At 56.9% G+C, this 24,006-nt stretch carries 27 protein-coding genes and 1 tRNA gene; 23 read left to right on the forward strand and 5 right to left on the reverse strand.

What is annotated here, in order from left to right:
- Positions 1–49 precede the first annotated feature (49 nt).
- Complete coding sequence (locus tag Ga0123462_RS00590) at positions 50–475, forward strand: hypothetical protein (protein WP_157821226.1); 426 nt, start codon at positions 50–52, stop codon at positions 473–475.
- 19 nt (positions 476–494) lie between these two features.
- Here the strand turns inward: Ga0123462_RS00590 and Ga0123462_RS00595 are convergent, their stop codons facing one another.
- Positions 495–1,817 (reverse strand): DEAD/DEAH box helicase, encoded by a 1,323-nt coding sequence (locus Ga0123462_RS00595; protein ID WP_232726476.1) that lies wholly within the window; start codon positions 1,815–1,817, stop codon positions 495–497.
- Between the two features lie 141 nt (positions 1,818–1,958).
- Between Ga0123462_RS00595 and Ga0123462_RS00600 the strand changes: the two genes are divergently transcribed.
- From Ga0123462_RS00600 to Ga0123462_RS00660, 13 genes are all read left to right on the forward strand, one after another.
- A tRNA-Ile gene (locus Ga0123462_RS00600) sits at positions 1,959–2,035 on the forward strand.
- Between the two features lie 38 nt (positions 2,036–2,073).
- The gene (locus Ga0123462_RS00605) at positions 2,074–2,307 is read left to right on the forward strand and encodes a BolA family protein (protein WP_100264524.1); all 234 of its coding nucleotides are present in this window, start codon (positions 2,074–2,076) and stop codon (positions 2,305–2,307) included.
- Between the two features lie 6 nt (positions 2,308–2,313).
- Positions 2,314–2,640, forward strand: a complete 327-nt coding sequence (gene grxD / locus Ga0123462_RS00610) for a Grx4 family monothiol glutaredoxin (RefSeq protein WP_100264525.1) — start codon at positions 2,314–2,316, stop codon at positions 2,638–2,640.
- Positions 2,641–2,825: 185 nt separating this feature from the next.
- Positions 2,826–4,217 carry an RNA polymerase factor sigma-54 gene (gene rpoN / locus Ga0123462_RS00615; RefSeq protein ID WP_100264526.1) on the forward strand — a complete coding sequence of 464 codons (1,392 nt, stop codon included), beginning with the start codon at positions 2,826–2,828 and terminating at the stop codon, positions 4,215–4,217.
- Positions 4,218–4,362: 145 nt separating this feature from the next.
- Positions 4,363–4,926, forward strand: coding sequence for a ribosome hibernation-promoting factor, HPF/YfiA family (gene hpf, locus Ga0123462_RS00620; protein ID WP_100264527.1), 564 nt, complete (start codon positions 4,363–4,365; stop codon positions 4,924–4,926).
- A 23-nt stretch (positions 4,927–4,949) separates the two neighbouring features.
- Positions 4,950–5,390, forward strand: a complete 441-nt coding sequence (locus tag Ga0123462_RS00625; protein ID WP_100264528.1) for a PTS sugar transporter subunit IIA — start codon at positions 4,950–4,952, stop codon at positions 5,388–5,390.
- Positions 5,390–6,334, forward strand: coding sequence for an HPr(Ser) kinase/phosphatase (gene hprK, locus Ga0123462_RS00630; protein WP_100264529.1), 945 nt, complete (start codon positions 5,390–5,392; stop codon positions 6,332–6,334). The genes Ga0123462_RS00625 and hprK overlap by 1 nt, the downstream gene beginning before the upstream one ends.
- Positions 6,335–7,216, forward strand: a complete 882-nt coding sequence (rapZ, locus tag Ga0123462_RS00635; RefSeq protein ID WP_100264530.1) for an RNase adapter RapZ — start codon at positions 6,335–6,337, stop codon at positions 7,214–7,216.
- Positions 7,213–7,623: a PTS sugar transporter subunit IIA gene (locus Ga0123462_RS00640; protein ID WP_100264531.1), complete on the forward strand. Its 411-nt coding sequence runs from the start codon at positions 7,213–7,215 to the stop codon at positions 7,621–7,623. The genes rapZ and Ga0123462_RS00640 overlap by 4 nt, the downstream gene beginning before the upstream one ends.
- A complete protein-coding gene (locus tag Ga0123462_RS00645) occupies positions 7,616–7,885 on the forward strand; it encodes an HPr family phosphocarrier protein (RefSeq protein ID WP_100264532.1) in 270 nt (89 codons plus the stop codon). The genes Ga0123462_RS00640 and Ga0123462_RS00645 overlap by 8 nt, the downstream gene beginning before the upstream one ends.
- Positions 7,886–7,887: 2 nt before the next feature.
- Complete coding sequence (gene ptsP / locus Ga0123462_RS00650; RefSeq protein ID WP_232726477.1) at positions 7,888–9,582, forward strand: phosphoenolpyruvate--protein phosphotransferase; 1,695 nt, start codon at positions 7,888–7,890, stop codon at positions 9,580–9,582.
- Between the two features lie 157 nt (positions 9,583–9,739).
- The gene (gene bioB / locus Ga0123462_RS00655) at positions 9,740–10,726 is read left to right on the forward strand and encodes a biotin synthase BioB (RefSeq protein ID WP_100264533.1); all 987 of its coding nucleotides are present in this window, start codon (positions 9,740–9,742) and stop codon (positions 10,724–10,726) included.
- A 340-nt stretch (positions 10,727–11,066) separates the two neighbouring features.
- Positions 11,067–12,599 carry a methyl-accepting chemotaxis protein gene (locus Ga0123462_RS00660; protein WP_100264534.1) on the forward strand — a complete coding sequence of 511 codons (1,533 nt, stop codon included), beginning with the start codon at positions 11,067–11,069 and terminating at the stop codon, positions 12,597–12,599.
- 15 nt (positions 12,600–12,614) lie between these two features.
- Here Ga0123462_RS00660 and Ga0123462_RS00665 read toward each other — a convergent pair whose 3' ends face one another.
- Positions 12,615–12,959, reverse strand: a complete 345-nt coding sequence (locus tag Ga0123462_RS00665) for a hypothetical protein (protein WP_100264535.1) — start codon at positions 12,957–12,959, stop codon at positions 12,615–12,617.
- Positions 12,960–13,153: 194 nt separating this feature from the next.
- On the opposite strand from Ga0123462_RS00665, the gene Ga0123462_RS00670 reads away from it, so the two are divergent.
- On the forward strand, positions 13,154–13,435 hold the full coding sequence (locus Ga0123462_RS00670; RefSeq protein ID WP_100264536.1) for a Dabb family protein: 282 nt from the start codon (positions 13,154–13,156) through the stop codon (positions 13,433–13,435).
- Here Ga0123462_RS00670 and yihA read toward each other — a convergent pair.
- Positions 13,432–14,067: a ribosome biogenesis GTP-binding protein YihA/YsxC gene (yihA, locus tag Ga0123462_RS00675; protein ID WP_100264537.1), complete on the reverse strand. Its 636-nt coding sequence runs from the start codon at positions 14,065–14,067 to the stop codon at positions 13,432–13,434. The genes Ga0123462_RS00670 and yihA overlap by 4 nt on opposite strands.
- Positions 14,068–14,201: 134 nt before the next feature.
- Here yihA and dusB point away from each other — a divergent pair, with 134 nt between their 5' ends.
- Genes dusB through Ga0123462_RS00690 form a run of 3 tightly spaced genes read left to right on the forward strand, consistent with a single transcriptional unit; the run spans position 14,202 to position 17,645 of the window.
- Positions 14,202–15,227 carry a tRNA dihydrouridine synthase DusB gene (gene dusB / locus Ga0123462_RS00680; RefSeq protein ID WP_232726478.1) on the forward strand — a complete coding sequence of 342 codons (1,026 nt, stop codon included), beginning with the start codon at positions 14,202–14,204 and terminating at the stop codon, positions 15,225–15,227.
- Positions 15,205–16,239, forward strand: a complete 1,035-nt coding sequence (locus Ga0123462_RS00685) for a two-component system sensor histidine kinase NtrB (RefSeq protein WP_232726479.1) — start codon at positions 15,205–15,207, stop codon at positions 16,237–16,239. Before dusB ends, Ga0123462_RS00685 begins: the two co-directional genes overlap by 23 nt.
- A complete protein-coding gene (locus Ga0123462_RS00690; RefSeq protein ID WP_100264540.1) occupies positions 16,239–17,645 on the forward strand; it encodes a sigma-54-dependent transcriptional regulator in 1,407 nt (468 codons plus the stop codon). Before Ga0123462_RS00685 ends, Ga0123462_RS00690 begins: the two co-directional genes overlap by 1 nt.
- 93 nt (positions 17,646–17,738) lie before the next feature.
- Here Ga0123462_RS00690 and Ga0123462_RS00695 read toward each other — a convergent pair whose 3' ends face one another.
- On the reverse strand, positions 17,739–18,926 hold the full coding sequence (locus Ga0123462_RS00695; RefSeq protein ID WP_100264541.1) for a BaiN/RdsA family NAD(P)/FAD-dependent oxidoreductase: 1,188 nt from the start codon (positions 18,924–18,926) through the stop codon (positions 17,739–17,741).
- Between the two features lie 102 nt (positions 18,927–19,028).
- On the opposite strand from Ga0123462_RS00695, the gene msrA reads away from it, so the two are divergent.
- The 5 genes from msrA (at position 19,029) to Ga0123462_RS00720 (ending at position 23,665) form a co-directional block, all read left to right on the forward strand.
- Complete coding sequence (msrA, locus tag Ga0123462_RS00700) at positions 19,029–19,625, forward strand: peptide-methionine (S)-S-oxide reductase MsrA (protein WP_100264542.1); 597 nt, start codon at positions 19,029–19,031, stop codon at positions 19,623–19,625.
- The gene (msrB, locus tag Ga0123462_RS00705) at positions 19,618–20,109 is read left to right on the forward strand and encodes a peptide-methionine (R)-S-oxide reductase MsrB (protein ID WP_100264543.1); all 492 of its coding nucleotides are present in this window, start codon (positions 19,618–19,620) and stop codon (positions 20,107–20,109) included. The genes msrA and msrB overlap by 8 nt, the downstream gene beginning before the upstream one ends.
- 44 nt (positions 20,110–20,153) lie before the next feature.
- The gene (gene aroB, locus Ga0123462_RS00710) at positions 20,154–21,266 is read left to right on the forward strand and encodes a 3-dehydroquinate synthase (protein WP_100264544.1); all 1,113 of its coding nucleotides are present in this window, start codon (positions 20,154–20,156) and stop codon (positions 21,264–21,266) included.
- An 85-nt stretch (positions 21,267–21,351) separates the two neighbouring features.
- Positions 21,352–22,329 (forward strand): nicotinate-nucleotide--dimethylbenzimidazole phosphoribosyltransferase, encoded by a 978-nt coding sequence (locus tag Ga0123462_RS00715; RefSeq protein ID WP_232726480.1) that lies wholly within the window; start codon positions 21,352–21,354, stop codon positions 22,327–22,329.
- 73 nt (positions 22,330–22,402) lie between these two features.
- The gene (locus Ga0123462_RS00720) at positions 22,403–23,665 is read left to right on the forward strand and encodes a M48 family metallopeptidase (RefSeq protein ID WP_100266406.1); all 1,263 of its coding nucleotides are present in this window, start codon (positions 22,403–22,405) and stop codon (positions 23,663–23,665) included.
- A 49-nt stretch (positions 23,666–23,714) separates the two neighbouring features.
- Here Ga0123462_RS00720 and Ga0123462_RS00725 read toward each other — a convergent pair whose 3' ends face one another.
- The gene (locus Ga0123462_RS00725) at positions 23,715–23,993 is read right to left on the reverse strand and encodes a hypothetical protein (RefSeq protein WP_100264545.1); all 279 of its coding nucleotides are present in this window, start codon (positions 23,991–23,993) and stop codon (positions 23,715–23,717) included.
- Between the last annotated feature and the right edge of the window lie 13 nt (positions 23,994–24,006).

A 24,006-nucleotide genomic window follows, 5' to 3' on the forward strand; every position in this document is an offset into this window, starting at 1 on the left:
TGTGACGGTGCCGGGCGCTGTGGCTGGCAGGTTCCCCCTGAGGAATGGGGTGAGTAGTGGTCTGGCTGGCGATGGTGGTTTCGCCGTCGGGGCGCTTGCTCTAGTGTGCGCACTATCCGATTTTCAGGGGTGGCAGGTTGTGAGTACAAGTGATCTGATTTTTTTTGGCGTTTTCTTCTGGGTTCTTTTTGTAACGGCCCGGCTTGCGGTGTTTGCCATCAAGATCGATGTTCAGCTCAAGAAGAGGCTCTGGCCCGTGGTTATCTATGGGCTGGCCGGCGTGTTGCTGCTGGTGGCCTATCTGCTCGATTTTCCGCCCAAGGGGTATGCGGTGCTGGCGGTAGCTCTGTTTGTGATTGTCTACAGCAACCTTAAAGGTTTCTACTTCTGCGACTCATGCGGCATGCTGGCCAACAAGAAGATCCTTACCACGGTGGAAAAATGCACCAAATGCGGAGCGAAAATCCAGCGCTGATTAAGGGCTCTTTTCCCTCTTACCCCTTTTTGCCTGCAGGTCTGCGCCTGCTGCGATTGCGATTTCCTCCACCGGGTCTGGCACCTGCTTTCGGGCGATCATGCTGCTCGGCGCGATCCTCTTTGCGCAGCCCCTCTGCATGTGCGTCAGGGTGGGTTGCCGCCCCGACGTCAAGCATGTGCTGCTCGATGCCCAGGAGCGGAATCTGACGGCTGATATACATTTCGATATCGGGAAGTCCGAAACAGAATCGCTCGCATGAGAATGAGATGGCTGTTCCCTTGGCGCCGGCCCGGGCGGTACGTCCGATGCGATGAACATAGTTTTCGGCATCTTCCGGAAGATCGTAGTTGAATACATGGGTGACGCCGTCGATATGCAGGCCGCGGCTGGCAACATCGGTGGCGACCAGAAGGTGTAGCTTGCCTTTGGTGAAATCTTCGAGAATACGCATGCGTTTTTGCTGGCGGACATCACCGGAGAGGATCCCCACCGAGAAACCGTAACGGGCCAGGTTGCGGGCAATGCGCTCGCCTGTCCGTTTTTCATTGATGAATATCATGCCGCGCTCAACCTTCGATTCGCGCAGCAGATGAACCAGCAGCGGGAATTTGTCCTCCATGCTGGTGTGGTACATCGATTCGGTAATCCCTGAAGCGGTCAAATCGCCCTCTTCGGCGCGCAGCTTTTCCGGCTCGTTCATGTGTTCGTAGGCCAGCTCCAGAACGCGGTGAGAGAGGGTTGCGGAGAACATCAGGGACTGACGCTCATCATAATTGGGAAGGCGATGCAGCATGAAACGCAGATCCTTGATGAATCCCAGGTCGAACATGCGATCTGCCTCATCGATGATCAGCATCTCTGTCTTGGAGAGTGAATAGACGCGCTTTTTCAGGTAATCGATAAGGCGACCGGGTGTGCCGATCAGGATGTCGACGCCCTTTTCAAAACCCAGCCGCTGCTTCTCGTAATCCACTCCGCCGTAAACGGTATGCAGTTTCAGATCGGTAAACTTGGCCAGCTTGGCCGCATCCTCGGATATCTGCACCACGAGCTCGCGGGTCGGTGCAATAATCAGGGCGCGCGGATGATGATTGCTGCGTCCCTTCTTCGGCTCCTGAGTCAGAAGTCGGTTGATGGCGGTGATCAGGAATGTGGCTGTTTTGCCGGTGCCGGTTCGCCCCTGTCCCGCCACATCCTTGCCCTGCAGTGTCATCGGAAGCGCCACCTGCTGGACATCGGTCATCTCTGTAAAGCCAAGCCCCTCGATACCTTTCATCAGTGGTTCGGGAAGGCCAAGCTCGGTAAATAGGGTGGGTTTAATGACTAGGGTCTGTTTCATGGCGGCAACTGTACGCGCTCGATGGTTACCTTGCCACAAATCTGAACGATGCTGCATTTCGCCGAGAGAGAATCCCTGGCCTTCTTATGATTGCAGTCGTCGTTTTTAGCGCCTAGTCTGCCTGCCTCTCGCGGAAACGACGGGCTCATGGCGCAATTGGTTAGCGCTACCGGCTCATAACCGGTTGGTTCCAGGTTCGAGTCCTGGTGAGCCCACCAGTTTCTGCTGAAATTCTCAGGCACATTACAGGACGTTTATGCCCCCTACTCCCGAAGAGATTGCTGAGCTGGTACGACTGGGAATTCCCGGCGCACAGGTGAACGTGCGTCTCTATTCAGGTGACGACCATTTCGAGATGGAGGTTGTTGCCGGGGCCTTTGCCGGAAAATCGCGTATCGCACAGCATCAGATGGTTTATGCGGCACTGGGTGAGCATATGAAGGCGGCGATTCATGCGCTGGCTCTGAAAACCTCGACCCCTAAGGAGTGAATCAACATGAGTGAAACCGTTTTGCAGCAGATCGACAAGGTAGTAAAAGAAAACGACATCGTGCTGTTCATGAAGGGGACGCCGGATTTTCCGCAGTGCGGTTTTTCCCAGCGTGTTGCTGCCATTATTTCCAGTTATGATATTCCATTTGCTGCGGTGAATGTGTTACTCAGTGAAGAGGTGCGTCAGGGCATCAAGGACTATTCGAACTGGCCGACGATTCCCCAGCTCTACATCAGCGGCGAATTCATCGGCGGTTGCGATATTGTGTCGGAGATGCAGGAGAATGGTGAGCTGGCAGAACTTCTGGAACCTCTTAAAAAAGAGGCGTAAGGTATCAGCTCAAGCCGATCTGGCAGGAGCCGCGACTTGATATTTTACCTAATCTGAGTTATAACAAGGATGTTGATGGCACTCTATGTTTGTTTCAATCACGACTTCTCAAGCGGTTCTTCTCCGCAGCAGCAACACTACAACCTGAACGATACTGTTTTTGTACAGGCGTTGACTAATTATTGATGGATACCCGGCTTACTCATAAACTGGGACAAAGACTCTCACTGACCCCTCAGCTCACTCAGAGCCTCAAGGTGCTGGCCATGAACAGCATCGAACTTGAGCACTATCTGGAGGAGTCGGTCGAGAGCAATCCCCTGTTGGAGGTAGATCAGGAGTCGTTCACCCCGGACGAGGCCGGTGCACAGCAGCGTGCGCTCGAAATGGATGAGCAGGAGCAGTGGAAGGAGCAGGGGGACAACCGCTGGGAGACGATGTACTCCAGCTCCACTCGCGATGACATGCCTGATCGTGAACAGATGTGGCAGGATGAGTTAAGCCTTGGCGACTCGCTACATGAGCAGGTGGATCGGGAGCCTATGGATGATGTCGATCGCGAGATTGCCCATGTCATTATCGATTCGCTTGATGATGATGGTTACTTCCGCAACGATCCTGCTGAATTTGCTGAAGAAATGTCGGAGTTGCCCGGTATCGATGGTGAAAGGGTTGAAAAGGTGCTTGTCGAAGTGGTGCATCAGCTTGAGCCGGCCGGGCTTGGCGCACGGGATTTGACCGAATGCCTGTTGCTGCAGCTCGAGGATGATTCGGAAATCGATCTTTTGGTGCGGCGTCTCCTGCTGCACTTTCCTCAGGATCTTTTTGCTTCGGATTCAGAGCTTGCCAGGATGGCCGGCAGCACGGAAGAGCTTATTGCTCAGGCCCGGCTTCGCATGCGCCGCCTTGATCCTTTTCCCGGCCACGGTATGCGCGGCGATAACAACTTTTATGTGCATCCCGAGATTATCTTTCGCCGCACCAACAGCAACGAGATCGAGGTGGAGGTGCCAACATCGGGATGGCGCGGCATCCGCCTGAATGAGCAGTGGCAGGGGCATGAGTGGACCGGCAAGGACAAGGAGTTTATGGCCGAAGCGATGAAAGAGGCCAAGTGGCTCCTGCAAGCGCTTGATCAGCGTAGCGAAACATTGATGAAAGTGGCAATCTGTCTCGCTCAGCGGCAGCGGGCATTCCTTGAGTATGGAATGTTAGGGTTGAAGCCGTTGACGCTTCAGGATGTGGCCGATGAGGTCGGTTTGCACGAGTCGACGATTTCGCGTGTTACCAACGGCAAGTATGCCGATACACCTGTAGGGCTGGTTGAGTTGCGACGCTTTTTCTCGGCCGGTCTTCCAACGCGTGGCGGCGGTACCATTTCAGTGTATCGTGTTCAGCAGCGTGTAAGAGCGCTGATTGGATCGGAGCCACCCGGCAAGCCGATTTCCGATCAGGCGATTGCCGAGCGACTGCAGGCGGAGGGGATCGAAATCGCCCGCAGAACCGTGGCGAAGTATCGCGAACAGTTAGGGCTGCCTCCGAGCAGCCAGCGGCGGCGTGCCGCATCATCACGCTGAGACTGGCCGTCAGGTCAGTCGACCGGCTCCGGGAATTTTTCTGGTAGCCGGACACAAGGAGGGACTACAGGAGAATCCCTTCTGAAAGTAGCGAGACCATGGATGGACTTTCTACTATTATTCATTCCAATGCGGAGGTAACACCATGCAAGTATCCATTACCGGACGTCATGTAGAACTCACGGAACCGCTCAAGGCGTATGTGAACGATAAGCTGCAACACCTGAAACACTCATTCGACCATGTCGTAGATGTTCATGTTGTACTGTCGGTCGAGAAGTTTCGCCAGCGCTGTGAGGTTGGCATGCAGGCCAGTGGAGTCAATATCCACGGCAGCCACGAGACGGAGGATATGTATGCATCGATTGACGGGGTTGTCGACAAGCTGAATCGTCAGCTCAAGCGCTATCGTGCAAAACTTCGCCGGCACCAGAATGGCGGCCAGCGCGAGGGTCGTGAGATCAAGGTCTCTCACCGCGTTCTGGATATTGCACACGACAAAGAGGAGCTGACAGAAGACCACCAGCCTGAAACATTGCGTCATGAGCAGATCGAAGCCAAACCGATGAGCGTAGATGAGGCTGTGATGCAGCTTGAGCTTGGCAGTCGCGACCTGCTTTTCTTCACCAACGGCCAGACCGAACAGCTGAATGCAATCTACCGCAGGCCTGATGGCGCGCTCAGCTGGATCGAGCCGGAAGCTGCCTGATCGTCGGCGAGAGTAAGAGAGTCGTGGAGTTGCTTACAGCCGAGCATGTCATGCTCGATTCAGAGGCGCGTGGTAAGCGGGCTTTAATCACCGAGCTGGCCCATATGCTGACCTCCATCGACCCGGACAGGGTGATGGAGGTCGTCATGGCCCGCGAACAGCTCGGCAGTACCGGTATCGGCCACGGTGTCGCTATTCCTCACGGGCGCATGCCCGACCTTAACCTTCCCATTCTGGCGCTGGCCCGTCACCCGGAAGGGGTCGACTTCGACTCGATTGACAGTGAACCGGTGCATATTGCCGTGCTGTTGCTGGTGCCCGATTCGGATGATCGCCAGCATCTGGAACTGCTGGCCCAGCTGGCCAGGACACTGCAGCAGAAGAGCATTCGGGATGAGGTGATGGCGGCAGACAGCAGTGAAAAAATAGCTGCCATTTTCTCAAGTCGGGTAAGGCTCTCATAATGGCTCAGGCCCGCCGTATCACGATTCGTGAACTGCTGGCCGCACAGGGTGAGATTGCCAGGATGCGCCTGCTGGTCGGCGAGGCGGGGCTCGATCGTTACATCGATCACCCGAGAATGCAGAAGCCGTCGCTCGCTTTTGCAGGGTTTATCGACAATTTGAGTGATTATCGTCTGCAGGTGGTTGGCAAAACCGAACTCGATTATCTGGCTACCCGAAGTACGGAAGAGCAGAAGAAGGCGGTTGACGCCGTCTTTGATCTTCGTCTTGCCGGTGTTGTCATCACTCGAGGACAGGAGCCGCCGGCGATTATTCTTGAAGCAGCCAGGCGAACCGATACGCCGTTGCTGGTTTCCGAACTGCCCAGTTCGACCTTCATGACCAACATGATGTTATATCTTTCACAGCGTCTTGCGCCTGTGGTCTATCAGCATGGTGTCTACATGGATATTTTCGGGCTGGGGGTGCTGATTACCGGCTCCAGCGGCATCGGCAAGAGCGAGGTGGGGCTGGAGCTGATCAGTCGCGGCAGTCGTCTGATTGCCGATGATATGGTTGAGTTTTCGAGGAAGGGGCCCACCGCCATTGTCGGTCGCAGCCCCGACACCTTGCGTTATCACATGGAGATTCGCGGCCTCGGTATCCTCAATATCCGTGACCTCTACGGTGCAGCAGCGATTACCGATGCCAAACGGCTCAGCCTTGTCGTTGAACTTGTGCCCTGGGATCAGGTGGCAGCCGAGGATCGTGTGCTTGGCGAGGACAGCGAAACCGAAATTCTCGAGGTGTCAATTGCCCGCGTACCGATCCCGATCCGGACCGGCCGCTCGCTTGCCGTGCTTGTTGAGGTCGCGGCGCGTAACCAGTTGCTCAAACAGCGGGGCATTCACAGCGGCGAGGCATTTGTGAAATCACTGCAGGAACGGATCAGGAAGGGCAGTTAAGTGATTCTGATCAGTGGCCTCTCCGGTGCTGGCAAGAGTACTGTTCTGCATGCGCTGGAAGATGCGGGGTACTTCTGCACCGATAATCTGCCGCTGGAGATGCTGCGCGACTGGTCGATGATCATGCGGCTGCGCAAACGCCCGGCCGCCGTCTGTCTTGATGCCCGCAGCGGTTTTACAGCGCACGCTATCCGGGTCACAATCCAAGAGACGCTGGCCGAAGAGGATTGGAGGCTGCTTTTCATTGAGGCGGAGGATGAGGTGTTGCGTCGCCGTTTCTCCACGGTAAAGCGGCGCCACCCGTTTCCGGGAGGCGTGGATATCATGGACTCGATCCGCCTGGAGCGTGAAAGCCTGATGCCGATCCGCAATATTGCAGACCTTGTTCTCGACAGCTCCCATCTTACCCCCTACGAACTTGCCGAGCGTGCTGAAGAGTTCTGGCAGAAGCCGGAGGTGCAAAGAGAACGAATGCACTGCACAATGATGTCATTCAGCTACAAGCATGGCCTGCCATCGATGGCTGACGTGGTGTTCGACATGCGCTTCCTGCCCAACCCCCACTATGTTCCTGAACTGGCCCAGCAGACCGGCCGCGATGGCGAAGTGATCGAATTTCTGGAAGCCCGCGAGGAGGTTGGTGAAGCGGAGAAGCATATCCGGCAGTGGCTCGGCTTTGCCTGGCCGATGATTCGCAAGGAGCGAAAACAGTATTTTACTGTCGCATTCGGCTGCAGCGGCGGACGCCACCGCTCCGTATATATGGCCGAAAAGATAGCCGACTGGCTGGCCCGCGAGGAGATGGCCCTGCCTGTGATTCAGCACCGGGAGCTGAGCATTGTCGAGCGCAGGCATGTTGAACAGAAAGGAGAGGAATCGTGATCGGGATTGTCGTGATTGGCCATGCCTCTATTGCTTCTGAAATGCGTAAAGCGCTGGAGCACGTGGTGGGCGAGCAGTCGTTAATTGAGACGCTGGATGTGGTTGCCGGGGATTCTCCCGAGCAGCTTTCTAAAACACTGCGCGCAATGATCCGCGGATGCGATGTCGGTGAGGGTGTTCTGCTGCTGGCGGATATGTTTGGCGGTACGCCCTGCAATGTGGCGATGGGCGCGCTGGAGAAGGGGCGCGTCGAGGTGGTGTCGGGATTCAATCTGCCGCTGCTGATCAAGGCTGCGACACTGCGCAATACGGTTCATGATCTCTCTGAATTCGCCGCTCAGGTGGTGGAGTCTGGCAGGCTCTATATGCGTGTTGCCCCGCGCCTGGATGAGAGCCGTAATGGCTGAGCGCTATATCCGAATTCGAAACAAGCTGGGGCTGCATGCGCGTGCCTCTGCCAAACTGGCAACCGAGGCCGGACGCTTCAAAAGCGAGGTGATGTTGATCAGGGATGAGATCGAGGTGAACTGTAAAAGCATCATGGGTATCATGATGCTGGCTGCCTGCAAGGGTACAGAACTGATGCTTCGTGCTGATGGCGATGATGCGGATGTTGCGCTCGATGCCATTGAAGCACTGGTCAACGACCGCTTCGGCGAGGGCGAATAGCGTTGTCTTCCGAGGCGCTGCCTTCACCAGCTCCCAGGCGAGAGGGCAGGGCTGTTGCTTCGAGCTCAGGCATTGTTATCGGGCGTGTCCAGAAGCTGCTCTACGGTAGAAAGCCGATACCGGAACGTGAGATAGAGGCTGCACAGACCAGAGTGGAAGTGCAGCGACTGCTCAGGGCGATCGATGAGGCGCGCAGTGAGGTTGATATCGAACGCGCCCACCTTCTGAAAACCGGCACCCACGATATGCTCCTGCTTCTCGATGTGCATCGCATGCTCATTGCCGATCCGGAACTGCTGAACCGCGCCACCCATCGCATTACTGAAAAGTGCATCAATGCCGAGTGGGCGCTCAGGCAGGAGATGGATGCGATTCAGCTGACCTTTGAAAAGATCGATGACGACTACCTGCGCAATCGCAAGGATGATATCGAGCATGCAGGCCGGCGAATCCTGCGCCATCTGCTTGGCAGTCAGCCGGAAATGAACGAGGGTCTCAACCAGGCGAGAAACACCACTTATCCTGTGATCTATGCCGGTGATGATTTTTCCGTATCCGATATCGTGAGTATGTGGCGACACGGCGTTGCCGGCGTAGTCATCGAACAGGGTGGTGTCGATGCCCACAATATCATTGTTGCCCGCGGTATCGGGCTGCCGGCGCTGGTTGGTGCGGTGGGTTGCCTGGCCAATGTCGAGGATGGCGAAACGATAATTCTCGATGCCGAGCAGGGACGCTGGATTCTTAATCCGGAGTATGGGGAGGAGGAGGCTTATGCCCGCTCGATCACTGATTTCTGTCTCGCGCAGGCTGAGCTCAATGCCTATGCCTGTCTGCCATCGACAAGCAGCGATGGCCACGAACTGAAGCTGATGGCCAACATCGAATTTGCCGAGGAGCTTGATGTTGCCGACCATATCGGTATCGACGGCATCGGCCTGTACCGGAGCGAATTCCTTTTTCTCAATAATTCAGGCATGCCGGGCGAGGATGAGCAGTTCGAGCAGTATGTGGAGATCGTGCGGCGCATGAAGGGTAAGCCGGTCACCATGCGGCTGCTTGATATCGGTGGCGACAAGCCGTGGCGTTACCATGATCTGACTACCAATATCGAGGGCGGTGCCAATCCCGCCATGGGCTTAAGAGGCATACGCCTGCTGCTGCGCTGGCCGGATCTGCTGCGCAGCCAGCTGCGTGCGATGCTTCGCGCCGGTGAAGAGGGGCCTGTTCATATCCTGATCCCGATGGTGACCAACATCGGGGAGATAAAAGAGGTGCGCAGGCTGGCCGAGGAGTGCCATCGAGAGCTTGCACTCAGGGCGCCGATCTCGATCGGAACCATGATCGAGGTACCTGCCAGTGCGCTGATCGCCGATGAACTGGCGACGGTGAGCGACTTCTTCTCGGTCGGAACCAACGATCTGACCCAGTACACCCTGGCCGCCGACCGTACCGATGAGGAGGTGGCAGGCCTCTACGAGTCCGGTCACGCTGCAGTTTTCCATCTTATCAGGCTGGCCGCAGAGGCAGCACGGCGGGCCGGGATTCCTATCTCCATCTGCGGCGAACTTTCCTCCAATCCGGAGTGGACGGGGACATTGCTTAATCTCGGCATGGATTCTCTCTCCATGAGTTTAAACAAGGTACTGCGTATCCGCCAGGAGCTGCGACAGCAGAAGTACGAACCCGTTATCTGACGGTTGATGCTGTTGGCCATCGCTATGGCTGGCTCACAATCAGGGCAGTTCCACGGCGCCAGCTTGATTGTTCCTTTTGCCCTATCGACATAAGCCGTTTACCCTTCGCCTCCCCAAGGTTAACAAAGGCTTGAGCTCAGGCCTCAAGGAGAGATGCATGCGTTATGACTGGAGTGTAGATGAGATCGAGGCGCTGTTTGCGCTGCCGTTCAATGATCTGATGTTCCGTGCCCAGCAGGCGCACCGGGCCAATTTCGATGCCAACGAGGTACAGCTCTCCACCCTGCTCTCCATCAAAACCGGCGGCTGCCCCGAGGATTGTAAATACTGCCCGCAGTCATCCCGCTACAACACCGATGTTGAGTCCGAACTTTTGATGAAAAAAGCGCAGGTGATCGCCGCCGCCAGGGTTGCCAAGGAGAAGGGTGCATCCCGTTTCTGTATTGGCGCTGCATGGCGAGAGCCGAAGGCGCGCGCGTTCGACCTGGTCTGCGATATGATCAGCGAGATCAAAGAGATGGATATGGAGGCGTGCGCAACACTGGGCATGCTTACTCCCGATCAGGCGCATAAGCTGAAAGAGGCAGGCCTTGATTATTACAACCACAACCTTGATTCCGATCCCGACTACTATAAAGAGATTATATCCACCCGCACCTATGACGAGCGCCTTGATACCCTCAAAAACGTACGCGCCGAAGGTATGAGCATCTGCTGCGGCGGCATTGTCGGCATGGGGGAGTCGCGTCGCCATCGCGCCGGTCTCGTGGCCCAGCTTGCCCGCATGAATCCGCACCCGGAGTCTGTGCCCATCAACATGCTGGTGAAGGTCGAAGGCACGCCGGTTGCCGAAGACGAGCAGTTTGCCGAGACCCTCGATAACTTCGAATTCATTCGCACCATCGCCGTTTCCCGCATCACCATGCCGGGCAGCCACGTGCGACTCTCGGCAGGCCGCGAGGAGATGAGCGAAGAGATGCAGTCGCTCTGTTTCCTGGCTGGCGCCAACTCGATCTTTTACGGCGAGAAGCTGCTTACCACCGGCAACCAGGATGCCGAGAACGATCAGAAGCTGTTCGCCAAACTCGGCCTGCGCCCGATGGAGAGCCCTGTTCCTTCAAGTCGCCGGATGGTCAACGCCTAGGGGCTTCAAACCGGACATCTCAAACTGCCGGATAAGCAGCGGTTCAGGCCGTCCGTCAGGCGCCTGCATAAAATCGTGATTTTTTATTAAAGTATGCTGCTTTATTGCCGATAGAGAGGGCTACCTCTGGGGAGAGGGAGATTCGGTTGCCGAGCACTATTTCACCGATGCTCTGTTGAAACATTTCTGCTACTGGCGCCTGGTTGCTCCAGTTTATGCGTATACAGAGTCACAGCACCGAGATCCGATTAGAAGGCTGACCCTTTTGCCTGGTTAAGCCGCTTATCAGCCACTGTCTACTGACAGGCCCAGCAGGTTCAACTCAGGAGGGTTGCAGCCGATGAAAAAGAACCTGCCGGTTACGGATCATGAGATATCACTGGATAACAGAATTCTGGCATCCAAGACCGACCTCAAGGGGCGCATCACATATGTCAATCAGGCCTTTGTTGATGTCAGTGGTTACAGCCGCGAAGAGTTGATGGGCAAACCGCACAACCTGGTACGTCATCCCGATATGCCGCCGGCAGCATTTGCCGACCTTTGGGAAACCATTCAGGCAGGCAGGCCCTGGACAGGCTTTGTGAAGAACCGGGCCAAAAACGGCGACTATTACTGGGTAAAGGCCAATGCTTCACCGGAATTCAAGAATGGTGAAATCTCCGGCTATATCTCTATCCGCACCGAACCAACACGAACCGAAGTTGAAACACTTGGCAACCTTTACAAGAAAGTTTGGAAAGGCGAGTTCACCCTCCCCTCCACCCTCCATTTCCCGTGGCGTAAACGCATTAAGCTGGCCCACCGTCAGCTGTTTATTGGTGCAGCCTGCACGCTCGCCTTGCTGGGTCTGCCATTTGCCGGCCACATCTGGGTTCAGGGCGTTATCGCGGGGCTGTTAATCCCGGCAATCGTTACGACTGTTTTGACGCTGCGCTCGAGTGCAGCGTCCCATCGTCGTATTGATGAGGGACTGCTGGGCATCATTGAGGGCAACTACGATATGAATGTGACCAAAGAGCGGGATGATGAGCTCGGCCACATCATGGATCGCATCAAGACACTGCAATCGCGCCTGCAGTTTAAAGCCTTTGAGATTGGCGGGCTGGTCAACAATATCTCACAAGAGTCTGAGGAGATGAATGGATCCTCCGAAAGGCTGATGAGTGTGGCCCACTCCCTGACACAGGCGACGCATAGTATATCCGGTGGCGTCAATGAAGGCACAGAACATGTTCAGAGTACTGCCGCGGCGATCGAAGAGATGAATGCGTCGATCAAGGAGGTTTCAGGCCAGATCGAAGCCACGCTGAAGGTCTCCGAACAGGCCGTGCAGGAAGCAGGGCACTCCAATACTCTGGTGGAGAAGCTGGCCGCAGACATCACGGACATCAGTTCGGTGGTTGATACGATCAATGCCATTGCCCGGCAGACCAACCTGCTGGCGCTGAATGCGACGATCGAGGCCTCAAGAGCCGGAGAGGCCGGCCGTGGTTTCGCGGTTGTGGCGAATGAAGTGAAGGAACTGGCCCATCAGACGCACAGTGCCACCGTGCAGATCAGTGAGCAGATTAAATCGATCCAGTCCGACAGTGCAAATGCAGCGCAGGCCATTGCAAGCATTGGCCAGATTATCAGTAAAATGAATGAACACAGCCAACAGGTGGCGACGGCCATGGATGAGCAGGCCTATGCGACACGCGAGATTTCCGTCAGCGCCCAGCAGGCCAACGCATGCATGCAGAATATGCAGGAAGTTGTATCAAATATGTCGGAGCTGTCAGGTGAAACCGAGGCGGCTTCTGAGCATGTGAAAGAAATTGCCGCAACCATGGTGGAGAGAACCCACGACCTGCGTTCGCGCATTCATTGATCAAGGGCAACAGAGTCACTCCGGCAGCAGTGTAATTGTTGCCGCGCCTGACCCTTTATCGATCGCAATCATCACTTCGCAGTGCTCGTTAACCACATCCGTCGGAGTCGGATCGTCGGCGCAGCTGCAACCGGCAATGATCGATTTGTAGAAGATGCCTGCCTTCACCCGGATGGATGTGTCTGATTCCTGCACATTCAGAATCATGGCCTGAATATCATCACCCAGAGCCACACTTCCGTTTCGTAGCCCCTGTTGCAGAGGCAACTCTCTGGTTGATAGCGCCTGGATTTCGTCCGTGATCGCCCTCTTGAAGTCGGGTGCTCCCCATTTAAGTAGTGATTGCGGAAATTGGACCATGGCAACAGCCTAACAAAACTGTTCAATCAAGTCTGATCTCCTCGACTTTCCATGTCGGTGAGCTTGGCAGGATGCCAGAATCAGACTGCACTCAACTCATGAATCGACCGCTTGAGCTGACAGCCGAAGACAGCCATTCAATTGCAACTTATTCATCCAAATATTAGAAAGCTGACCAACAAGGAGTTGGGAACATGGTCAAACATATCGTGATGTGGAAATTGAGGGACAAGCGTGACGCTGCGGAGATCAAGGCGCGGCTGGAGGCGTTGGACGGGAAGATCCCGGGGCTGATTAAGATCGAGGTCGGCATCGATTTTCTGGAGTCGGAGCAGTCTGCTGATGTGGTGCTCTACTCGGAGCTTGCGAGCCGCGAAGCGCTTGATGCCTATCAGGCGCATCCCGAGCACGTAGCGGTGATTCCGCTGGTCAAAGGTGCTGCGGTTTCCCGCACCGTGGTGGATTACGAGGTTTAATCCTCTTCGGCAACAAGACCGGCGTAGGGTGATCTGAAGGTCTCGGCCTGAATCGCTTCGCGCAGTTTGTCGATGCCCATGCCCTTAAAGCTTGAGGTGGGAAGCGGTTTGAGCAGCCCCCCCATCGCTTCGGTCATCTCTTTCAATCGCTTGGCACGACCGTTGCCGGAGAGTTTGTCGCCCTTGGTGGCAACCGGCAGCCAGCGCACACCTGCCTCATTAAGCCACTCGATCAGCTGCAGATCCGAATCCTTCGGGCCGTGGCGGATATCGAGCAATACCAGCACCAGTTTAAGGTTGGCCGTAGCGATATAGCCCTCGATCATGCCGATCCAGCGGTTCTGCTCCTTTTTCGGAGCGCGCGCATAGCCGTAGCCGGGCAGGTCGACGATCAGCATCCTTCCATCCACATCGAACAGATTGAGCAGGCGGGTGCAGCCCGGCTTCTTCGAGGTTTTCACCAGATCCTTGCGCCCGAACAGTGCGTTCATCAGCGAGGATTTTCCGACATTGGAGTGGCCGGCCACGGCAATCTGCGGCATATCGATCTCAGGGAACTGTTTCGGGTCGGCCACTGATTGAATGAAGTGGGTGTTGGGCCAGTGGATGCGGTGGTTGTTGCTGGAGTTCATGGCCGTGAGGCTGACGATTGCACAATCTAAGTGCAATCAGTGTTTGATAGCGCTGGCGCAAGGGTTGCGAATCGGTAGTGTTGCCCAATATTTAGGCAGCAGAGCATGTTGTACGCAAACGGATGGATTCGGACTTGGATAAGAGCAAACACCTTCTCCCAGGTTTCAAACTGGGCAACTTCAATATCGATGTGCCGCTGGTGCTGGCGCCGATGGCAGGCATCACCGACCTGCCGTTTCGCAAGATATGCAAACGCTTTGGCGTCGGGCTTGTGGTCACCGAAATGATTGCATCACGTGCCGTGGATATGGGGCGCGAGCGCACCGAGCGGATGGCCGAACTCGGCGCGGAGGAGCATCCGGCATCGATCCAGATTGCCGGTTCCGATCCCCTGTTTGTCACCGAGGCGGCACGCTGGGCGGTTGGACACGGGGCCGATTTTGTCGATATCAATATGGGTTGCCCGGTGAAGAAGATCTGCAAGCAGACAGCAGGTTCCGCCATGCTGAAAGACGAGGCGCTGGTAGCGCGCGTGCTGGAGGCCGTGGTCAAGGCGGTTGATGTTCCGGTGACACTGAAGATACGCACCGGCTGGGATGAGGTCTCGAAGAATGTCGAGAATATCGCCCGCATTGCCGAAGAGAGTGGCATCCAGATGCTGACGGTGCACGGGCGCACACGCGCCCAGATGTTCCACGGCCACGCAAACTGGGAGGATATCGGGCTGGCCAAGGCGGCCTGTTCGATCCCGGTGATCGGCAATGGTGACATTGTCGACGGAGAATCCGCGAAAGAGATGATCCGCATCTCGAACTGTGATGGCGTCATGGTCGGGCGCGCGGTGCAGGGCAATCCCTGGGTTCTCGGTGAGGTGTATGCCGCACTGACCGGGGAGCCGAAGCCTGCTGCGCCGACAGCTGAAGAGCGCTGGGCAATCGTTATCGAACACATGAACAACCTTGCCGAGCACCACGGGGTGAAGTTCGCCTCGAAAATGGCCCGTAAACATGTGATCTGGTACAGCAAGGGTTTGCGCGGTTCAGCCGATTTCCGCTCCCACTTCCAGGTGATGAACGACTGGCAGCAGATGCTCGATTTTGCACAGGGTTACTTCCTGGGTCTTGGTGAGCATGAGGATGAGCTCTCCGATGTCGCCTGATCTGATCTCGCTTGCTGCGGTACCTGTGCCGCTTCTGCTGCTCGATCACGATGCGCGGGTGGTGCGTTGCAACATCCCTGCGCAGGAGGTGCTGGGGAGGTCTGAGCGCAGACTGATCGGCGTGCATATGAACGGTATTTTTTCACCACGTGCCGAGATTGATAAACTGTTTGAGCGGCTGACGCCGCACAGCAGCGTCTCCGACCATCAGATATCCATTCTGAAAACGGGGATGCCGGTATCCCTGCATTTGGGCTGCCATGAGGAGGGCATCTCCGCGCTCTTTGTGCCGGAAGCGGCACGAAGCGAGGTGGAGCGGCACAACAAACGCCACGAAATGGCCGAGGCGGTAGCGCGTATTGCACTTGAGATGGCACATGAAGTGAAAAACCCGCTGGCTGCACTCAGGGGAGCGGCGCAGTGGCTTGCCGAACAGGAGGATATCTCCAGCACAAACAGGGAGGCGGTAATTCAGATGCTGAGCGGCGTGGACCGCATCCGTGACCGTATCGATGCCTTCCTGCAGGTGGGGCCGAGGGCTGAGGTGAAGATGGAGATGACCAACCTGCATGCCCTGATCCAGGAGGTGACCGTTTACCAGGATGGCATCCATGTGCATCGGGTGTTCGATCCGAGTCTGCCGGAGATTCTGACCCACCCCGCCCGGCTCAGGCAGGCACTGGAGAATCTCTGGCAGAATGCCTGCGAGGCGGCTGAGACCTCTATTGAGTGGCAGACGCGCATGGCGCCGCTTGTGCACCTGCCCGGTCATGGCGGACAGGTGGTCGAGGTGCGCATCACCAACGATGGACGTATGGTGCCGCAGGAGTTGCGTGAGCGCCTCTTTGAGCCCTATGTGACCGGAAAAACACGCGGCAGCGGTCTGGGCCTGGCTCTGGTGGAGCGGGTGATGGTGGAGCATGGCGGCAGGGTAAGCGTGAAAAGTGAAAACGGACGAACAACAATGACATTGCATCTGCCGGTCAGGCAGACAGGGCAGGAGGAGCAGTGATGCGGGCACTGGTGATTGATGACGACGATGGGATTCGCTGGATTCTTGACCGTGTGCTCAAAGAGGAGGCGGTGGAGGTTGTGCAGGCCGGCACGATTGCCGAAGCTGAAGAAGCGCTGGCTGATGGCGCCTTTGATATCGCATTCCTCGATGTCTATCTGCCGGATGGCAACGGCATGGATCTGCTGGCCACCGGCGTTTTCACCATGCCTGTAGTGATGCTGACTGCCGAAACCACCTTCGGCCATGCCGCCGAGGCCTACCGCATTGGCGCCATGGAGTATCTGCCGAAACCGTTTGATATCAACGAGGTGCGCCAGCTCGTGCAGCGCGTGCGCCCCAAGAAGAAAACCAGAAAGGTGGAAGATAAACCTGCCATCAATGTGCAGCACGATATGATTATCGGACGCAGCCAGGCAATGCAGAACCTCTTCCGCACCCTTGGCCGCGTGGCGGCTTCCGACCTTACCGTGCTGATTACCGGTGAGTCGGGTACCGGTAAGGAGATGGTGGCGCGCACACTGCATGAGCGAAGCCAGCGGGCCAAAAAACCGTTTGTGGCCATCAATACGGCGGCAATTCCGGCCGAACTTCTCGAGTCGGAGCTGTTCGGTCACGAAAAGGGATCCTTTACGGGTGCTGATAAAACCCGCGAGGGCCGTTTTGAACAGGCCGATGGCGGCACCCTCTTCCTTGATGAGATCGGTGATATGCCGGCAGCACTGCAGGCAAAGCTGTTGCGCGTGCTCGAGGAGGGGCGTGTTCAGCGCGTTGGTGGCAGTTCATCAAAAGTGGTCAATGTACGGCTGCTTGCCGCCACCCACCAGCATCTGCCCGAAAAAATCAGCAGGGGGGAGTTCAGGGAGGATCTCTACTACCGCCTGAATGTGATTCCCGTCCACATTCCGCCGCTGCGTGAGCGCCGTGATGATATCATGGAGCTGGCAAACTTCCTGCTCGATCAGGCGGTTGAGGAGTTGGGCATGGATGCACCGATCCTGCTTGATGATGCGGCAGACCTGCTCACCCGCCATGACTGGCCGGGCAATGTGCGCGAACTGAAGAATGTGATGCGCCGGCTGGCGGTGTTGACGCCGGGTGCAAGCATTACGCTCTCCGACGTGGCGCTGGCGCTGGGCAATGTCGATAACATGAAGAGGGGGGAGGAGACGCTCTCCGAAGCGGTTACCCGCTGCACCCGCAACTACATGCACCAGCTCGGTTACGCCAAGCCGGTGAATATGTACCAGCATATGCTGGAGCAGGTAGAGCCGCCGCTGCTGCTGCTGGCGATGGAGCGCTGCAACGGCAATCAGCTGAAGGTGGCCGATATGCTGGGGCTGAACCGCAATACGGTTCGCAAACTATTGCGTAAATACAATATCGATCCGACCTATTTCAGATAAGATTTATCCTGTCCATCCGTGGCCCTCACCCTGCTGGCGCTCTAAAGCCCGGCCGAACGGCTATCCTGTGGCCTGTCCTGTACGGAGGCAGTCTTAGATATGGCCGGCGATGGCAAGTGCCGCAGCGTATCCGGATGACCAGGCCCACTGGAAATTGAAGCCGCCGAGGTGTCCTGTGACATCCACCACCTCGCCGATGAAGTAGAGGCCGGGCACTTTCTTCGCCTCCATCGTTTTGGATGAGAGTTCGTTGGTATCGATGCCGCCGACGGTGACTTCGGCGGTCCGGTAGCCTTCGGTGCCGTTCGGCTTCAGTCGCCAGCAGTGGAGACGGATTGCGACCTCACCCATCGTCCGTTCACTCATCTGTGACATGCGCATGTCGCTGATGTGGCTTTCACACAACAGCTGGACGAGCCGCTTCGGCAGTTGCTCGGAGAGGATCGTGGCCAGCATCGCCTGCGGGCGTGACTGCCGTTTTTCAGCCAGGAGTGCCTCGACATCAATGCCCGGCAGCAGGTCGATCTCCAGAGTATCACCAGGCTGCCAGTAGGATGAGATCTGCAGCATGGCGGGCCCAGAAAGTCCGCGATGGGTAAAGAGCATCGCCTCCGCGAAGCTCTTGCCGCGGCAATGTACCGAAACATCCAGCGATATGCCGGCCAGGGCTTTAAGCGACTCCTTCTCCCTGCCGGTAAAGGTGAAGGGTGCCAGTCCCGCAACCGTTGGCACAATCTGCAGACCGAACTGTTCAGCCAGCCTTATTCCGAACGGGGTCGCCCCCATTTTCGGAATGGAGAGTCCACCCGTGGCAATGACGAGCGCGCTGGCCCGAAAAGTGCCCCTGTCGGTATCAACCACGAAGCGGCCATTGTTTTGAATGCTGCCAATCGTGCAGTTCAGCTGCATATTGACGCCGTGCTCCCGGCACGGCCGCAGCAGCAGTTCGACAATCTCTCTGGCGGAATCGTCACAGAAAAGCTGGCCGTGATCGCGCTCGTGGTATTTGATGCCGGCGCGCTCAACCATCCCGATAAAGTCGGCAGCCGTGAAGCGGGCCAGTGCCGACTTACAGAAGTGGGGATTGCTTGAGATGAAATCGCCGGCGGTGGCAAAGCGGTTGGTGAAGTTGCAGCGCCCGCCTCCCGAGATGAGAATCTTTTTGCCCGCCTTCTCGGCATGGTCGATAACCACTACCGATTTTCCGTATGTGGCGGCGGTTCCGGCGCACATCAGCCCTGCCGCACCTGCGCCGATCACGATGAGATCAAATTCGTCCATGCCGGGATTGTGCCCATCCTGTCGCGATCATTCATCTGAAATTCAGAAATAGTCTGTAATGATCTGTGCATCTGGACGTCTAACTGGCATTCAGGAGGCTGTATGAAGCGAATAATATTGTTGGCGATGGCGATGATGATGGCATTAACGAACACCACAGAGGCAAAAGGGATGGAGAAGGCAACCTTTGCGGCTGGCTGCTTCTGGTGCATGGAGCATCCGTTTGATGAACTGGACGGGGTGATCTCTACCACCTCCGGCTATACCGGTGGCAGCAAGCGGAACCCGAGTTACCAAGAGGTTTCAGCCGGTTCAACGGGCCATACCGAGGCCATACAGATTGTCTTTGATCCGGCACGGGTCTCCTATGCGAAGCTGCTGGAGGTCTACTGGCGCAACTCCGACCCGACCACCGCCAACCGCCAGTTTTGCGATGTGGGTAGCCAGTACCGGCCGGCAATCTTCTATCATAACGGGCAGCAGCACGAACTGGCGCAGGCATCGAAGTTGAAGATCGAGAAAACCAAATCGTTTGCCGCACCGCTGGTGACCGAGATCGTCGAGGCCGGCGAGTTCTGGCCTGCTGAGGAGTATCACCAGAACTACTATTTAAAAAACCCTATCCGCTATAAATTCTACCGTTACAACTGCGGCCGCGATCAGCGCCTTGAGCAGCTCTGGGGAGCGTCGCATGAATAGGCGGGACTTTCTCAGGGCCGGGTTGGCGGCCGGCGTGGTTCTGGCGATGCCGCGCCTGCTGCAGGCGGGAGAAAAAAGGAGTAACAGGATGATTAAGAGGATTGAAAAGTCGGATGCCGAGTGGCGTAAGCTGCTCACCCCCGAGCAGTATGAGGTGTTGCGCAACGAGGGCACCGAGCGCGCCTTTAGCAGTCCGCTTAACAAGCAGTACGATAAAGGCACATACCACTGCGCCGGCTGTGATCTGCCGCTCTTCTCCTCCGATACCAAGTTCGACTCCGGCACCGGCTGGCCGAGCTTCTACGCTCCGATTGAGGGGCATGTCGAAACCAAACGGGACTTCAGACTGGTCTGGCCGCGTACCGAATACCATTGTGCCCGCTGCGGCGGCCATCAGGGGCACGTCTTCAACGACGGGCCTCAGCCGACCGGTCAGCGCTGGTGCAATAATGGCGTGGCCCTGAGGTTTGAACCGGCCGCGTAATTTCCGGCTTGCTCAGGTCGTGCCGAAACTGTCAGAGTTGGCTAATGAGTGAAACTGGCACTGCACAACACACCTACCGGGTCGAACTGGGCCCACGCTCCTACGATATCCATATTGAACCGGGCTGCCTCGGCCGCCTCGGTGAGGCGATGGCGGGGCTGTTCAGCTCCCCGAGCCGTTGCATGGTGATCAGTAATGTCACCGTTGCTCCGCTCTATATGGATTCTGTGCGCACTTCACTGGAGCTGGCTGGCTGGCAGGTATCCGAATGCATCCTTGCCGATGGCGAGCGCTACAAAACCATGGAGAGCTTTGGCCTGATCATGGACGCCCTGATGGAGGCCAAGCTTTCGCGCAATGAGCCGGTGATTGCGCTCGGCGGTGGCGTGGTCGGTGATATGACCGGCTTTGCAGCAGCCTGTTACCGGCGCGGCATTCCCTTTATCCAGGTGCCGACGACCGTACTGGCACAGGTGGACTCCAGTGTCGGAGGCAAGACGGCGATCAACCATCCGCACGGCAAGAACATGATCGGCGCCTTCTATCAGCCGAAACTGGTCTGGATTGATCCCACGGTGCTGAACACGCTGGAGCTGCGTGAAATCAGGGCAGGTATCGCCGAGGCGGTCAAGTACGGCCTGATCCGCGATGCCGCTTTGTTTGCATGGATGCGGGAAAACATGCATGCCGCCCTCAACCTTGATGCCGATGTGCTTGGGAAGATGATTCTTAGCTCCTGCCGTCACAAGGCCGAGGTGGTGATGGCCGACGAGACAGAACAGGGGCAGCGGGCGCTGCTTAATCTCGGCCACACATTCGGCCACGCGATTGAATCGATGACCCACTATAGCACCTACCTGCATGGTGAAGCCGTGGCGATTGGCACGCTGATGGCCGCACGCCTTTCGGAACAGCTCGGCCATGCGCCTGCAGGCACCGAGGATGCGATCCGCACCTGTTACCGACAGGTCGGCCTGCCTGTCGATGTTCCGGCATTTTCTGCACAGCAGTGGCTCGATGCGATGGGGCATGACAAGAAGAATGTCGGCAGCCGGATCCGCTATATTCTGCTGCACGGTATCGGCAACGCATTTCTGGCCGAAGATGTCTCTCCGGATGCGATTTGCTCACTGATCGACTCCTACCTCGCGGAGTGAGCTTCCTTCAGGGTCGCAAAGGCCGGTTTTCCGGCTATACTTGTGTGAGGGTGCTCGATGCGTCGCACTGCTCAGGGGGAAGTGAATGATGGAAATTCCTGTCATTAATCCGGAAAGCGAACACTACAGCTCGCTTCTTCAGCCTGCCGGTTGCATAAGCCGGCTTGAGGATGTGGCGAACTGGTTTGCCAAGCGACAGGGCAAGGAGCTTCCCGACCAGCTGAAGCCTGCCATCGTCCTGTTTGCCGCCGATCACGGCGTTGCGGCCTCATTGTCGCATCAGGACTCCAGGTCAGGCACTGCCGGACGGGTCGCCCATGCGACATCTTCCGATTCCGTCATTCGGAAGCTGGCAAAAGAGGCAGGGGCATCCTTGAGCATTGTCAATCTCGGTGTAAGGGATGAGATCACGGGTGTTGATAGCGAAACCGTAAGGGAGTCGGGCTCAGGCGATATCAGGGTAGAGCCTGCGATGAGCCAGGAGGAGTACTGGGAAGCCGTGGGTATCGGAGAGGAGCTGGCTGCCAGGGCGATCAGCGATGGGGCAAACCTGCTGGCGACAAGCTCACTTGCATCCGGCGACCATGTATCGGTTGCCGCCCTGCTCTGTGAACTGGCGGGTGTCGCTCCTGAAGAGGCGCTGGAGTCGGGCAGCCATGAGAGCTATCCGGATGAGCTGATGGCCCTTGAGGCTTCCCTCGAGCGTGCCCGGGGAACCCCATCACACGATATACTGAGGGAGCTTGGCGGTTTAGAGCTGGCAGCGATGGCGGGATTCTTCCGTGCGGCAGCACGTAAAGGTGTGCCGGTATTGCTCGATGGCAAGGCATCTGCCGTTGCGGCGCTTGCTGCTACGGCATGGGATGTGCGCATTGCGGGCTGGTTGCTGGCCAGTTTCGTCTCCGATGAGAGTGCTCACCGCATTGTGCTTGAAGAGCTGGGGCTTGAGGCAATGATGCATCTGAAGAGAAGTCTGAGTGGCGGTAAAGGTGCGGCACTGCTGATGCCGTTGCTGCAGGCCTCTCTGACACTTCAAAGAGGATTGGCAACGATCGAGGATTAACACGCCTGCCCGGTTTAAATATTTTCGGCTGCCGCTCTAAACGGCGGCCGGTTTTTTTGAGGTGATAGCGATGATTACTGCATGGACATGGAGCGTGGTCAGCTTCGCACTATTGGCGACGATGACAGGTCTCTATCTCTCCTGGCGGCAGCAAAATTCGGTGCTGCGTAACAGGGGGGCTGTCCCTCCCCGTTTTGCCGAAAAGATTCCGTTGTCTGCGCATCAGAAGGCTGCTGACTACACCAGGGCCAAGATACAGCTGGGCAACATCGGTCGGATCTGGGGGCTGCTGCTGTTGCTCGCATGGACACTTGGCGGCGGCCTGGCCCTTCTCTCGGATATCACCGCCTCGTTCGGGCTCTCCGAAGTATGGAGCGGTGTCGCCTTTCTGATTCTCTTCGCCCTGATCGGTTCCCTGCTGGATCTGCCGCTTGAGCTCTACGGCACCTTTGCCATCGAGGCGCGCTTCGGGTTCAACAAAATGACCGCCGCACTCTTTGTCAGCGACATGGTGAAGCAGCTGGCGCTGATGCTGGTCATCGGTACGCCTCTGGCATGGGTGATTCTGGCCCTGATGGAAGGGGCCGGGGACCTCTGGTGGTTCTATGGCTGGCTGTTTCTGACGCTGTTTATGCTCTTCATGATCTGGGCCTATCCGACGTTCATCGCGCCGCTGTTTAATAAGTTCACCGCACTGCCGGACGGGGAGATGAAGCAGCGCATCGAGGCGCTGCTTGATCGTTGCGGATTCAAAAGTAACGGCCTGTTTGTCATGGACGGTTCGCGCCGCTCCAGCCACGGCAACGCCTATTTTACCGGCCTTGGCAACGCCAAGCGCATTGTTTTTTTCGATACCCTGATTAATCAGCTGGAGCCGCTGGAGACCGAGGCGGTGCTGGCCCATGAGCTGGGGCACTTTCACCACGGCCATGTCAAAAAGCGGCTGATTGTAATGGTGATGATGAATCTTCTGGGTTTTGCCCTGCTCGGCTGGTTGAGCCAGCAGGCATGGTTTTATGTCGGGCTGGGGGTAAAGCAGCCCTCCAATCATGCAGCGCTGGTGCTGTTCATGCTGGTGCTGCCGGTTTTCACTTTCGCGATCACGCCGCTGATGAGCTACTTCTCACGTAAAAACGAGTTTGAGGCTGATGCATATGCGGTCGCCAACAGCAGCGGGCAGGCGCTTGCGGATGCCCTGGTGAAGATGTACGAGGACAATGCCAGCACCCTCACCCCCGATGCGCTGCACAGCGCGTGGTATGACTCGCACCCTCCCGCACCGGTGAGGATCGATCATATTGAACTGCTGTTGCGGCAAAGCAGGCAGGCGGCATAAAAAAAGCGCCTGTTCATGGGCGCTTTTCTTGTTTGACATATCCGGTGCTCTATTCGTAGACCGAGCGAAGCGCTTTCAGGAAGTGAGCTCCGCGGGTTTCACTCCCTTCCAGAACGGCATGGGGATCTTCGCCCATCGCCTTGACCGACTCATTGGCATAGGCGCGCTTGGCATCCTCGGTCATGCGTTGCCAGTCCGAGGCGTCGACGATGCCGTCATTGGTCAGGTCGAAGCGGGCATCAATGCCGAGTCCGCCAGCTGCCTGGCCAGGCTGGCCGGCAACAAGGCAGGCAAAGGCAGTGGCAATCAGAACAGTATTGATCTTCATGGCCACTGCCCCC

The sequence above is a fragment of the Mariprofundus ferrinatatus genome, from assembly GCF_002795825.1.
GTDB classification, from domain to species: domain Bacteria; phylum Pseudomonadota; class Zetaproteobacteria; order Mariprofundales; family Mariprofundaceae; genus Mariprofundus; species Mariprofundus ferrinatatus.